This window comes from Thalassolituus sp. UBA6592, assembly GCF_002433655.1.
Taxonomy (GTDB): Bacteria; Pseudomonadota; Gammaproteobacteria; order Pseudomonadales; family Oceanobacteraceae; genus Venatoribacter.
Map to the genome: position 1 here is coordinate 37,055 of NZ_DJIO01000023.1, position 12,907 is coordinate 49,961.

The window sequence follows — 12,907 nt, forward strand, 5'->3', positions numbered from 1 at the left end:
ATGGCGTATTTGCCTGGCAGTTTAACAGATCACTGATCGGCAGATAACTGATGCCAGATACCGTCTGAGTTGGCCGCAACCATACTGCTGGCCGTTCAGGACATGCCGTTAGGATAGTCCTGCAGACTGGCGGTCAACTGGCTGCGCACCGGTGTCAGAGCTTCAGTGTAGAGTCTGAGCAGGTTCAGCGCGCAGCCTGTCCTCTTTGCCAGATAATCATCACTTTCGCGATCCTGAATATCGGCCCACAGATGATTAACATCGCGGAAAATCAGCTGCTCTGGAATAAAGTTCAGGCGGCTGTTCTTGTAACTGTTAGCGCGCAGTTCATTCACGACCATAGCACCACCGGTTCCGGCCGATACAGTCACTAACAGCGCGGGTTTATGCGCCAGCTCTCTGGCGCCGACCCAGAGGAAAAAGTTTTTTAATCCGGCCGGTGCCATACCGTGCCACTCTGGCACGACAAAGACAAAAGACGAGGCTTTTTCTGCGGTCTTTTTCACCCGTTCAACCACCTCAGCCGGGCTTTCGCCATTGGCATCCGGCTGTTCAGAAGGGTCTGATCCATCCCACATGGGCAAACGGTCTTCGTTCAGGTCAATCATACTGGCCTGACCTTCGAGAAAGCGGCTTTTTAAATGGTCGCCGATACGGCGGCTTTGCGAGTCTGCACGGTGACTGGCAACCAGAATACAGACGTCTTTGATATTCACGGTTTGATTTGTTGCCGACATACATCCTCCTGTCCGTTGTTGAAGGCAGGCTTACACCTGCCAATATTTACATGATTTACCATTTATATGACTTACCATGTACATGATTTAACAGCGACAGGCACTGTACCTGCCGCATACTTGTGCGACAGGTTTTCAGTGAATATGTTCTGACAATTGCTGACAAAACCGTATCAAAGATACGAACTATTTTTCAGGAACTTTTCATTGCCGGCGATTACCGGCGAAGGATAAATACCGATGGAGCAGATTACATAAAAGCGGCTGACGGGCGCTGCTTAATCTTCTGCTGCCAGCTGACCAGAGCCGGAAATTCCTCTGCATCCGGGCGGATACCAACCACCTTGGCAAACTCCAGAGCACAGAAAGCCGAGATATCCGCCGCGGAAAATTCATCGCCGGCCAGATATGCATGATTACTGAGCTGCGCTTCCAGTACCGGCAGAAACCTGCGTGCCAGCTGGCCACTTTCCTCGCCCCATACAGCAATCGGTGTCATGCGATCTTTAAAAAATCCGGTAGAGTGCTGAAAGCACTGACCAACGGCGGACATAAAACTGATCTCCGCACGGCGCTCCCACATCTCAATAATGGCCTTCTCTTTGATATCCGAGCCAAGTAACGCAGGTTCTGGCTTCAGTTCTTCAAGATAACGGTATATTGCGCCACACTCAGAAATGCAGGTACCATCGTCCAGCTCAAGTACAGGCACTTTGGCCAGTGGGTTTTTGGCGCGGAAATCTTCGTGCAGGTTATCACCGGCAGCCAGATCAAGATTGACGACTTCAACGTCCGTGATGCCTTTTTCGGCAAGGAACATAAGGATACGGCGGGGATTCGGGGCTTTTGCTGCGCTGTAGAGTTTCATAATCTGACCTGTTAACTGTTTTTATTACTGTTATATGAGGCGACCGGTTATTCCGGTAACGCTTCAGCAGTTAAAGAGTATCAGGACAGCAGAAAAACAACAGGGCCGTATCTGCCCGGAAACGCTTTTTTCAGATTTTGCGCACAGTACTTAATTCAGTTTAACGCCAGATAAAAAGCTGAGGCTCACCGCTGCGGCAGCGGTACGGTTTTCCACACCCAGTTTACGGAACACGGGTTCCAGATGTTTATTCACCGTACGCGGACTCATATTCAGAATCTGGCCAATCTCCTGATTACTTTTCCCCCGCGCCAGCCACAGCAGAACTTCCGCTTCGCGTTCTGTCAGAGAAAATTCATTACGTAACTCACGGGTTTTAAATAAATCGTCTTCGCCGACGATACTCAGCAGAAACTCGCCCGGATACGGTTGACCCAGCATACACAGACTCAGCGCATAATCGCTCAGGGTAAGCCGGCATTTACTGTTTTTTTGTGGATTTCTGCTGAGCCATCCCATTACATCGGCATTCTGATGATCGTCGCCATTAATTGCCGCAGACAGGGATGCCATATCACTTTCCATAGCCGCCAGTACTTCTGATGCACGTGGCGTTGCCCACAGAATCTCGCCCTGAAGATTGCAGGAAAACGCTGGCTGGCCTATTTCATTTAACGCTCCCCGTACACTTAAAGCCTTACGGGCATTTTCCAGATGAACATGCACCCGCGCCATCAGTTCATTTATCTGCACTGGCTTGGTCAGGTAATCAACACCACCACTTTTCAGACCCCGGACAATGTCTTCACTATCGGTCAGACCTGTCATAAAAATGACCGGAATATCCTGCAACTCCGCATCTGACTTCAAAGCCTGACAGGCTTCAAAACCATCCATATTCGGCATGATGGCATCCATCAGAACAAGATCGGGCGCCATCCGCCCGGCAATCGTTACCGCCTGCTGCCCATCCATTGCTACCAAAACGGTATAGCCTTCACTGGTAAGCGCCTCATTCAGCATGGTCAGAGATTCTGCTGTGTCATCAGCGATTAAAATAACACCTTTGCTGTCAGCCCCGGTCATGATCAATTACCTTTTGAGTCATCGATATTATGGTAGCGAACTGATAGCTGTGAACCAGCTCCAGCAAATGTTCTGTACAGTCTTCACTACCTGGTCTGACGTCCATGTTCTCAATTAATTTTTCTATTCCTGTGACATAGCCCAGCTCCGCCAGGTTCTGTAATTCCCTGACATCGGCGATGGCCATTCCTTCGCACAGGTTTTTATCCGCAGTATTAACATGCCTTACTGCCACTGGTTTATCTTCGCGGAATTCCCAGTCAAGCTTCAGCACAGCACCCAGTTTATTCAGCAAAACCTGATCACGGATGGGTTTAATGACGTAATCACTGTTGGTGCGCTTACCGATATCTGCCGCTCCCTGGGCCGAAGCCGACACTCTGTCCTCAGCATCAGCTGAAACCATAATGACCGGCGTTTTATATCCGCGCTTTCGTAATGTCCGCAGCAGTTCCCAACCCGTCATACCGGGCATGGATATATCCAGTAAAAACAGATCAACCGGCGTACCACTGACGTTATTCAGACAGTCATAGGCATCCGTCGCTTCGAGAATAATAAAGCCCAGCGGCTGCAGAATTTCACTGATCAGACTGCGGTGAGAGGCATCATCGTCCACCACCATAATGGTTTTGGATGGGCCTTTATAACCACAGATCCGGCGGGAGGGCTTAACAACCTGACGGGGTTTATCAATACTGGACAGCATCAGTGAAAGGCGGAAGCGACTGCCGGCACCAATCTGACTGGCCACGGTAATTTCGCCCCCCATAATGTCTGCCAACAGCTGACTGATGGTAAGCCCAAGCCCGGTACCGGGTTTTTGTGGCATGCCCGGGCGGCGGATACGTTCGAACGGCTGAAAGATACGCTTACGCTCACTTTCATCGATACCCGACCCGGTATCAGTAACGGTAAATTCTGCCACCTGACTACGGTACCGGACCGACAGTGTGACGCTGCCCTGTTCGGTAAATTTCACGGCATTAGAAAGCAGGTTAATCAGAATCTGACGGATATGTTTTTCGTCTGTATTGACGAACTCAGGCAGAAAAGGTGAAGGATCATAAATAAACTCAATGCCTTTGCTTTCGGCCTGCAGCCGGAACATATCCACCATTTCGTTGAGCAGATCACGGATAGCAACTTCATCGCGACGGATTTCCAGCCGCCCGGCTTCAATGCGGGAAATATCCAGCAAACCTTCAATCAGATCGGCCAGGTGGTCACCACTGCGGCGGATCAGCTTTATTTTATTCAGTTGAGCGGGCAGCAGATCTTCATCTTTCTCCAGTAACTGGGCATAGCCCAGTATGGAATTGAGCGGACTGCGCAGCTCGTGGCTGATACCGCCGAGATACCGGCTTTTGGCCAGGTTAGCAGCTTCCGCCATTTCTTTTGACTGCTGCAATTCGCGGTCGGTAGCTTCGTGGGCTGCGATTTCCTGGGTCAGTAATTCGGTCTGACGCACTGCTTCATCCAGTGCAAACTGGCGACTTTCATTGGCCAGCACAAACAGCCAGATTAATACCCCGACAATAATTAATAAGAGGAAATACACCTGAATTAATGTGGTTCCGACCAGCACCTGCCCAGAGGTTCCACCTGGTAACTGAATATAAACCAGCCAGAACAATACGCCGATGGTAAAGGCAATCACACTGAGCAGACCCGCGAACTGCAGCAACCTGGGATCAACCCGCTCCACCACCGAGGCTGGCAGCATCTTTTCCAGCAGGCTCTGCACCTGATCACTCAGTTTTGCTCTGGGCTTACACTGATCATGACAACGCGATTCCAGCGTACAGCACAGCGAGCAGATGTTGCCGTTATACGCCGGGCAAAAAGCGATATCCTCGGCATCGAAATGATTGTCGCAGACACTGCACTGATGTTTAACGGTGGCTGGTACGATAGGAATCACATCCCGCGCCAGATAAAACTTGCCGCGGGTAAGAACAGCAATCATGGGGGAAGCAATAAAGGCCGTGAACAGAGCCAGATAAGAGGACATGGCTTTGGCCATCTCACCAGCCACACCGACATAGCAGACAATTCCGACCAGTGATGCCATCAACATGGAGCCAAAACCCACCGGATTAATATCGTAAAGATAGGCGCGTTTGAATTCGATGTGTTTCGGGCTGAGGCCGAGGGGTTTATTAATGATGAGATCGGCCACCAGAGCGCCAACCCAGGCGACGGCTACGTTGGAGTAAATACCAAGAATATGCTCCAGCGATTCATACACGCCAAGTACCATCACCATTAACGCAATCATTACGTTAAACACCAGCCATACCACGCGCCCGGGGTGACTGTGCGTCAGGCGGGAAAAGAAATTCGACCAGGCAATGGAACCGGCGTAGGCATTGGTAACATTAATTTTTATCTGACAAAGAATGACAAAAATACCGGTCAGCGCCATGATCACCAAAGGCGAATCACTGAGATAACTGAAAGCAATACGGTACATTTGTGTTGGGTCTGACGCTTCGCGCAATGACAGGCCGTGTTGCAGAGCCAGCACGGCAAGAAAGGAACCGGCAAGAAATTTAAATGCCCCGACAACAATCCAGCCTGGTCCACCACCGATCAGGGCCGCCCACCAGCGCAGGCGCTGCCGGCGACTGTCACCGGGCTCCGGCAGAAAGCGCAGAAAATCCACCTGTTCGCCAATCTGGGCAATCAGGGAAAATACCACCGCCGACGCTGCGCCGAAATACAGCAGATTAAATGAGCTGCGATCAGAATGTGGGGACTGCACCGGTTCCATAGCGCCGTGAAAGTTCACCCACTCGATGGCAGCATCCCATTCGTGCCAGAGAATAAATGCAAACGGCAGCAGCTGCAGCACGATCCAAATGGGCTGAGTCCACAGCTGAAAGCGGCTGATCAACGTAATACCATGGGTAACCAAAGGAATGATAATCAGCGAGCTGAGCAGATACCCGCCCATCAGCGGCAGACCAAACAATATCTCCAGTGCCGATGCCAGAATGGCCGATTCAAGGGCGAAAAAGATAAAAGTGAACGAGGCATAAATCAGCGACGTAATGGTTGAGCCAATGTAGCCAAAGCCTGCTCCACGACTCAGCAGATCAATATCGACACCGTAACGCGCGGCGTAATAGCTGATGGGGATTGATGTAAGAAAAATAATGGCAGACACCACCATAATGGCAGCGACAGCACTGTCGAAGCCGTACACCAGGGTAATGGCAGCGCCAATGGCTTCCATGGCCAGAAATGAAATAGCGCCAAGCGCGGTATTAGACACCCTTACCGCCGACCAGCGTCGGGCATCCTTGGCGGTGAAGCGCAAGGCAAAATCTTCAAGTGTCTGGTTTGCTACCCAACGGTTGTAACTGCGCCGTGTCTTAAACACGTACTGATCAGTCATTACCCCGTTCTCCCAACCCTGTCGGTTTAATGCTGCTCCGGCACTTATATGGGTTTGCACCGGTAGTCGTTATTTTACTGTCCAGCTTTATAACACAGCGCAGTACCGGTTGGCCGGTGTTGACTGTCATGTTTATCCGCCCGCTTTGTAACCGTTAACTCCCCCACTTTTGATAAGTATTAAGCAGAAGAGGGCGTACGCGTGAAGGTAAACACTCCTCCGTTTTACCGATATGCGTCAAATGACGTAGTCACCTGCTGCAGTTGCCGGATATTGCGCTTCTGCTGCTTGCTGCATTCTGAGCCTGCTCAATCCGTTACCACGTAAAAACCTCATTAACACGAAGGAAAGGAGAGGCACCTATGCGCTCAAGCAAACGTTCCCTGACCGGCAATGTGCAACGCCGCACACTGCTCAAGAGCCTGCTGGCCATTCCGGCCGCCATCGCTCTCGCCGGTTCGCCAGCTGTTATGGCTGACTCAGTTAACACCACAGGCCTGGCCGTTACCGACGACACGGTAAAAGTCGGTATTCTGCACTCAGTTACCGGCACCATGGCCATCAGTGAAACAGGTTCCGTGCAGGCGGAGAAACTGGCTATCGAACAGATCAACGCCATGGGCGGTGTTCTTGGTCGTAAAATTGAATTTATTCAGGAAGACGGTGCCAGTGACTGGCCAACCTTCGCCGAAAAATCGAAAAAGCTTCTGGTAAACGACAAAGTTGCCGCTGTATTCGGTTGCTGGACTTCCGCTTCACGTAAAGCTGCTCTGCCAGTATTTGAACAGTACAACGGTATGCTTTACTACCCGACCTTCTACGAAGGACTGGAACAGTCTCCAAACGTTATTTACACCGGTCAGGAAGCGACTCAACAGATTCTGGAAGGTCTCGACTGGGCTAACGAAAAAACAGACGCGAAGAAATACTTCCTGCTGGGTTCAGATTACATCTGGCCACGTACCTCAAATAAAATTGCCCGTAAACACATCGAAAACGTGCTGAAAGATAAAGTGGTTGGCGAAGAGTACTACCCACTCGGTCACACCCAGTTCAACTCTGTGATCAACAAGATCAAGCTGAAAAAGCCTGATGTTGTCTTTATCTCCGTGGTAGGTGGTTCAAACGTTGCGTTCTACAAGCAGCTGAAAGCCGCCGGTATCGATATGACCAAAGAAAAGCCTCTGTTCCTGACCATCTCCGTAACTGAAGATGAAATCCTGGGTATCGGTGGTGAAAACATTGAAGGTATGTACGCTTCAATGAAGTACTTCCAGTCTCTGCCTAACGACAACAACAAAGCATTTGTTGAAGCGTTTAAAGCGAAATGGGGTAAAGACATCGTGATCGGTGACGTAACTCAGGCTGCATACCTTGGCCCATGGCTGTGGAAAGCTGCGGTTGAAAAAGCCGGTTCCTTCGATATCGATAAAGTCCGTGAAGCTTCACCAGGCATTGAACTGACCACCGCACCAGAAGGCTACGTGAAAATTCACGAAAACCATCACCTGTGGTCCAAAACACGTATTGGTCACGCTAAGCTGGATGGCCAGTATGAAGTTGTCTACGAAAGTGAAGAGCTGATCGAACCAGACCCATTCCCGGAAGGTTACCAGTAAGGCTCAGCTTCACCCGGGGGCAATCCCCCGACGTGATCCGGACAGTGCGCATAAGCGCACTGCTCCAAACGCCGAACTATACACCGGGAGGATTTACCAATGTTCGCTGACTATTCCATGGCGGAACTGACATCGATTTTTGCGATGCAGGGATTTGCCGGCCTTATTCTGTTTTCTGTATTTGTTCTTATGGCGCTTGGTCTGGCGATTATTTTCGGCCAGATGGGTGTTATTAATATGGCGCACGGTGAATTTATGATTCTCGGTGCTTACGTTACCTACCTGACGTCCAATATTTTCTCTTCATATCTGCCTGAATCTGTTTATGGCAGTTATTTCTTTATTGCCATGATACTGGCCTTTTTTGTTACCGGTGCATTAGGTGCATTTATTGAATGGTCGGTTATCCGCCATCTGTATAAACGCCCACTGGATACTCTGCTGGCAACCTGGGGGCTCAGCCTCATTATGCAGCAGCTTTATCGTTCAATTTTTGGTGCCCGTGAAGTGGGTGTCACCCTGCCCGACTGGTTGATGGGATCTTATGCCATCACCGATATGATCGAGGTACCTATTAACGGTATTTTCGTGATGATTCTGACCATCATTATTACCATCGCGGTTGCGCTGATGATGCAGAAATCCCGCCTGGGTAAACAAACCCGCGCCGTGGTGCAGAATCGTCCGATGGCGGCCGCTGTCGGTATTAACACCGAAAGAGTTGACCGTCTGACCTTTGCCCTTGGCTGCGGGATCGCCGGTATTGCCGGTTCTGCATTTACCATGGTGGGCTCTACCGGTCCGACCGCGGGTCAGTTGTATATCGTTGATACTTTCCTGGTCGTTGTTTTTGGTGGTGCATCCAGCCTCATTGGTACCGTTGCCTCTGCCTTCACCATTTCCCAGGCCCAGTCCACGATGGAATTCTTCCTCAGTGGTTCCATGGCCAAAGTTCTGACCCTGCTGACGGTTGTCATCATTCTGATGCTGCGTCCGGAAGGTCTGTTCTCTCTGAAAATGCGTCGCTAAGGAGCAGAATATGAATAAAGTCGGTTCATTTATCGAACGCTATCAGCTCAGCCATTTTATTATTCTGGCGGTGATCATCTTTGTGGTGATGCCACTGGCTCTGGATTCTTTCCGCCTCAACATGGTCGGCAAATATCTGACCTACGCTTTCGTCGCACTGGGCCTGGTTCTGTGCTGGGGTTATGGTGGTATTCTGAGTCTAGGCCAGGGCGTCTTTTTCGGCCTTGGCGGCTACTGCATGGCGATGTTCCTCAAGCTGGAAGCCTCCAGCCCGGAAAATACCGCCATTCAGTCCACGCCGGGTATTCCGGACTTTATGGACTGGAACCAGCTCACTGAGCTGCCATGGTTCTGGGAACCCTTCCACAGCTTTGCCTTTACCATCGTCGCCATTCTGGTATTACCAGCGATCTTCGCCTTCATTATCGGCGTGGCAATGTTCAAACGTCGTGTAGGTGGTGTTTACTTCGCCATTATCACCCAGGCCGTCGCCGCTATCCTGACCATTCTTATTATTGGTCAGCAGGGCTACACCGGTGGTGTTAACGGCATTACCGACCTGCGTACTCTGCATGGCTGGGACATCCGTACTGACGAAGCGAAAAATATTCTCTACTTCGTTAATGGTGTACTGCTGTTCGTCTGCCTGTTTGCTGCACGTTTTATCATCAAAAGCAAACTCGGCCGTCTGCTGGTCGCCATGCGTGAACGTGAAGACCGCGTACGTTTTTCCGGCTATGACGTATCGTCTTTCAAGATTTTTATCTTCTGCGCAGCCGCTACCATCTCCGCAGTTGGTGGAGCCATGTTCACCCTGCAGGTGGGCTTTATGTCACCGACCTTCGTTGGCACCGGGCCATCTATTGAAATGGTGATCTTCTGTGCCCTTGGTGGCCGTCTGGCAATCCTTGGTGCGGTTTACGGTGCCCTGGTCGTTAACTGGGCGAAAACCAGCTTCTCGGAATCGTTCCCTGAACTCTGGCTGTTCGCCATGGGTGCACTCTTTATTGGTGTGGTAATGGCCTTCCCTAACGGTCTTGCCGGTCTGTACCAAACCTACATCGCCCCTTGGTTGCAGAAATACGTTCCTGAGAAATTCCACTGGATCGTTACCAATAAATACGCCGAAGAAAAGCCGGTCTCTGCAACCACATCTGCAACAACAGAAGGTAGCGAAACAGAAGATTCATCTGCTGACACTAAAAAATCTGAAAAGGGAGACCTGAGCCATGCTGGAAACTAATAAGCATATCGGACCGAAAGACTTCGTTCTCAGTGTCGAAGGATTAACAGTGTCATTCGATGGATTCAAAGCAGTAAACGATTTATCTCTGTATGTAGAGGAACAGGAAATCCGCGTCATTATCGGCCCTAACGGCGCCGGTAAGACCACGGTACTGGATCTGATCTGTGGCCGTACGAAAGCCACTGAAGGTTCCATTAAATTCAAAGGCAAAGAACTCACCAAAATGAACGAGCACCAGATTGTTCATGCCGGTGTTGGCCGTAAATTCCAGAACCCTTCGATTTATGAAGATCTGACAGTGTTTGAAAACCTGGAACTGTCCTTCCCCCGTGGCCGTAATGTCTGGGGGGCACTGACCTTCCGTCGCGATAAGGAAGTGATCGATAAAGTGCAGGAAGTTGCCGACATGATTTTCCTCGGCGACAAACTGGATATGCAGGCTGATCTGCTCAGTCACGGTCAGAAGCAATGGCTGGAAATCGGCATGCTGCTGATTCAGGACCCGGAACTGCTGATGTTGGATGAACCGGTTGCAGGTATGTCGGTCGCCGAACGTAAACAGACCGCTGAATTACTCAACCGTATTACCAAAGACCGTTCAGTACTGGTGATTGAACACGACATGCAGTTCGTAGCGGATATTGCCCACCGTGTGACGGTATTGCACCAGGGCAAAGTGCTTTCTGAAGGTTCCATGGAACGCGTTCAGAACGATCCGAAAGTTGTTGAAGTGTATCTGGGACACTGAGGAGGCATTTATGTTCGAGTTATCCGATTACGGCGTTGCCTACGGTCAGAGTGATGTCATCAGTGGCATGGACCTGACCGTAAATAAAAATGAAATCGTCGCGATCCTGGGACGCAATGGCATGGGTAAAACCACGTTAATGAAATCCCTGATCGGCATGATCCCCAGTAAAAGCGGCAGCATAAAACTGGACGGAAAAGAAATATCCGGCCTGAAAAGTCACGAACGTGTCGGCGCCGGCGTGGGTTTTGTACCTCAGGGACGGATGATTTTCTCCACTATGACAGTGTCAGAAAACATCGAAACTGGTTTAACCAGCACAGGTGAGAAGAAAATCCCGACCGATCTCTACAGCCTGTTCCCGGTACTGGATGAAATGAAAAGCCGTCGTGGCGGTAACCTCTCCGGTGGTCAGCAGCAACAGCTGGCGATAGCCCGCGCTCTGGCCAGCAATCCCAGCGTTCTTCTTCTGGACGAACCGACCGAAGGTATTCAGCCATCCATTATTAAAGAAATGGCACGCACACTGAAACAGATCCGCACCCAGCGTAACGTCACCATCATCGTATCAGAGCAGGTATTAAGTTTTGCTCTGGATATGGCTGACCGCATTCTGGTGATTGAAAAAGGAAAAATCGTACTGGACGTACCGGTGGAGGAAGCTGACCAGCAGACCATCACCAAGTACCTGTCTGTTTAATTTGCAGCAGAGATTAACAGGCAGAGCTTTCTGCTGTTTGTGCATGACTGCATAAGCAGCGGAAGGCGGCTTCAACAAAAGACAACCTATAGACGACCACAGACGACCATTTTCAGGAGCAGTTTATGAGACACGGTGATATTTCCAGCAGCGGCGATACGGTAGGCGTAGCAGTCGTAAACTACAAAATGCCACGCCTGCACAGCAAAGCAGAAGTCCTCGATAACGCCCGCAACATTGCCGACATGATCGTTGGTATTAAGCAGGGTCTGCCTGGGATGGATCTGATTGTGTTTCCGGAATACAGCACCATGGGCATCATGTATGACCATGATGAGATGATGGCGACGGCCGCCACCATTCCGGGGGATGAAACCGCTATCTTTTCTGAAGCCTGCAAAATGGCCGATACCTGGGGCGTCTTTTCACTGACCGGTGAACAGCACGAAGAACACCCGAACAAAGCGCCATACAACACTCTGGTATTAATTAATAACAAAGGCGAAATCGTTCAGAAATACCGCAAATGTATTCCATGGTGTCCGATTGAAGGCTGGTATCCCGGTGACCGTACCTATGTGACCGAAGGTCCTAAGGGTATGAAAATCAGCCTCATCATCTGCGACGACGGCAACTATCCGGAAATCTGGCGTGACTGCGCCATGCGTGGTGCTGAACTGATTGTCCGTTGTCAGGGCTATATGTATCCGGCCAAAGAACAGCAGGTGATGATGGCCAAAACCATGGCATGGGCTAATAACTGTTACGTAGCCGTAGCCAACGCCAGTGGCTTTGACGGTGTTTACTCCTACTTTGGCCACTCAGCCATCGTGGGTTTCGATGGCCGCACTCTGGGTGAATGCGGTGAGGAAGACATGGGCATTCAGTATGCTCAATTGTCCGTCTCACAAATCCGTGATGCCCGTAAAAACGACCAGTCGCAAAACCACTTATTTAAATTACTGCACCGTGGCTACACCGGCATGTACAACTCAGGTGATGGCGATAAAGGCGTGGCTGACTGTCCATTTGAATTCTACCGCACCTGGGTTATGGATGCCGAAAAGGCACGGGAAGACGTTGAAGCTCTGACACGCGAAACCATCGGCAGCGAAGAGTGTCCGGTGGGCAACCTGCCGGGTTCAGAAAAATCGCTGGAAGCGGGTTCCTGAGGAGTTTCCGGCAATGGTATTCGTAACCGACATGATGGCAGAAAATAATCGTAAAAAAGCAGCTGAAAGCACATCAGCCGCTGCGGTTATGTCACGCTTCCTGTTTGATCCACAACAGGTGGAACAGCAGCTGCGTGAGCATATTGTCGGCCAGGATCATGCCATTGCCAGTCTGCGCCGGCAGTTCAACATTATCAAAGCCGGTCTTACCGATGAACGACGTCCATTGATGACGGCTCTGTTTATCGGTGACACCGGCGTCGGAAAAACGGAAATGGTGCGCTGTATCGCCCGGGCAA

At 50.5% G+C, this 12,907-nt stretch carries 10 protein-coding genes and 1 pseudogene; 7 read left to right on the forward strand and 4 right to left on the reverse strand.

Going from position 1 to position 12,907, the window contains the following annotated elements; all coding sequences use genetic code 11:
- Window positions 1-95: 95 nt before the first annotated feature.
- The 4 genes from B2Z72_RS02070 to B2Z72_RS02085 all read right to left on the reverse strand — a co-directional run bounded on the left by B2Z72_RS02070 (window position 96) and on the right by B2Z72_RS02085 (window position 6,094).
- Window positions 96-737: an NADPH-dependent FMN reductase gene (locus B2Z72_RS02070; protein ID WP_296984109.1), complete on the reverse strand. Its 642-nt coding sequence runs from the start codon at window positions 735-737 to the stop codon at window positions 96-98.
- A gap of 250 nt (window positions 738-987) precedes the next feature.
- On the reverse strand, window positions 988-1,605 hold the full coding sequence (locus B2Z72_RS02075; protein ID WP_296984110.1) for a glutathione S-transferase family protein: 618 nt from the start codon (window positions 1,603-1,605) through the stop codon (window positions 988-990).
- A 150-nt stretch (window positions 1,606-1,755) separates the two neighbouring features.
- A complete protein-coding gene (locus B2Z72_RS02080; protein WP_296984111.1) occupies window positions 1,756-2,691 on the reverse strand; it encodes a response regulator in 936 nt (311 codons plus the stop codon).
- Window positions 2,678-6,094 carry a hybrid sensor histidine kinase/response regulator gene (locus tag B2Z72_RS02085; protein ID WP_297004079.1) on the reverse strand — a complete coding sequence of 1,139 codons (3,417 nt, stop codon included), beginning with the start codon at window positions 6,092-6,094 and terminating at the stop codon, window positions 2,678-2,680. The genes B2Z72_RS02080 and B2Z72_RS02085 overlap by 14 nt, the downstream gene beginning before the upstream one ends.
- A 362-nt stretch (window positions 6,095-6,456) precedes the next feature.
- Between B2Z72_RS02085 and urtA the strand changes: the two genes are divergently transcribed.
- The 7 genes and pseudogenes from urtA to B2Z72_RS02120 all read left to right on the forward strand — a co-directional run.
- Complete coding sequence (urtA, locus tag B2Z72_RS02090) at window positions 6,457-7,713, forward strand: urea ABC transporter substrate-binding protein (protein WP_296985236.1); 1,257 nt, start codon at window positions 6,457-6,459, stop codon at window positions 7,711-7,713.
- 99 nt (window positions 7,714-7,812) lie between these two features.
- Entirely contained in the window at window positions 7,813-8,742 is a 930-nt protein-coding gene (gene urtB / locus B2Z72_RS02095; protein WP_296985238.1) for an urea ABC transporter permease subunit UrtB, read from the forward strand.
- A 10-nt stretch (window positions 8,743-8,752) separates the two neighbouring features.
- A complete protein-coding gene (gene urtC, locus B2Z72_RS02100; RefSeq protein ID WP_296985241.1) occupies window positions 8,753-9,985 on the forward strand; it encodes an urea ABC transporter permease subunit UrtC in 1,233 nt (410 codons plus the stop codon).
- The gene (gene urtD, locus B2Z72_RS02105) at window positions 9,972-10,736 is read left to right on the forward strand and encodes an urea ABC transporter ATP-binding protein UrtD (RefSeq protein ID WP_296985243.1); all 765 of its coding nucleotides are present in this window, start codon (window positions 9,972-9,974) and stop codon (window positions 10,734-10,736) included. The genes urtC and urtD overlap by 14 nt, the downstream gene beginning before the upstream one ends.
- Before the next feature lie 10 nt (window positions 10,737-10,746).
- Entirely contained in the window at window positions 10,747-11,436 is a 690-nt protein-coding gene (gene urtE / locus B2Z72_RS02110; protein WP_296985245.1) for an urea ABC transporter ATP-binding subunit UrtE, read from the forward strand.
- A gap of 125 nt (window positions 11,437-11,561) precedes the next feature.
- Window positions 11,562-12,608 carry an aliphatic amidase gene (locus B2Z72_RS02115; RefSeq protein WP_296985247.1) on the forward strand — a complete coding sequence of 349 codons (1,047 nt, stop codon included), beginning with the start codon at window positions 11,562-11,564 and terminating at the stop codon, window positions 12,606-12,608.
- Between the two features lie 13 nt (window positions 12,609-12,621).
- Window positions 12,622-12,907 (forward strand): annotated as a pseudogene (locus B2Z72_RS02120) (AAA family ATPase); the annotation flags it as partial.

Excerpts from the sequence above, each read along its gene's own strand:
- B2Z72_RS02070 (WP_296984109.1), bottom strand. The coding sequence starts at position 737 with ATGTCGGCAACAAATCAAACCGTGAATATCAAAGACGTCTGTATTCTG.
- B2Z72_RS02075 (WP_296984110.1), bottom strand. The coding sequence starts at position 1,605 with ATGAAACTCTACAGCGCAGCAAAAGCCCCGAATCCCCGCCGTATCCTT.
- B2Z72_RS02080 (WP_296984111.1), bottom strand. The coding sequence starts at position 2,691 with ATGACCGGGGCTGACAGCAAAGGTGTTATTTTAATCGCTGATGACACA.
- B2Z72_RS02085 (WP_297004079.1), bottom strand. The coding sequence starts at position 6,094 with ATGACTGATCAGTACGTGTTTAAGACACGGCGCAGTTACAACCGTTGG.
- urtA (WP_296985236.1), top strand. The coding sequence starts at position 6,457 with ATGCGCTCAAGCAAACGTTCCCTGACCGGCAATGTGCAACGCCGCACA.
- urtB (WP_296985238.1), top strand. The coding sequence starts at position 7,813 with ATGTTCGCTGACTATTCCATGGCGGAACTGACATCGATTTTTGCGATG.
- urtC (WP_296985241.1), top strand. The coding sequence starts at position 8,753 with ATGAATAAAGTCGGTTCATTTATCGAACGCTATCAGCTCAGCCATTTT.
- urtD (WP_296985243.1), top strand. The coding sequence starts at position 9,972 with ATGCTGGAAACTAATAAGCATATCGGACCGAAAGACTTCGTTCTCAGT.
- urtE (WP_296985245.1), top strand. The coding sequence starts at position 10,747 with ATGTTCGAGTTATCCGATTACGGCGTTGCCTACGGTCAGAGTGATGTC.
- B2Z72_RS02115 (WP_296985247.1), top strand. The coding sequence starts at position 11,562 with ATGAGACACGGTGATATTTCCAGCAGCGGCGATACGGTAGGCGTAGCA.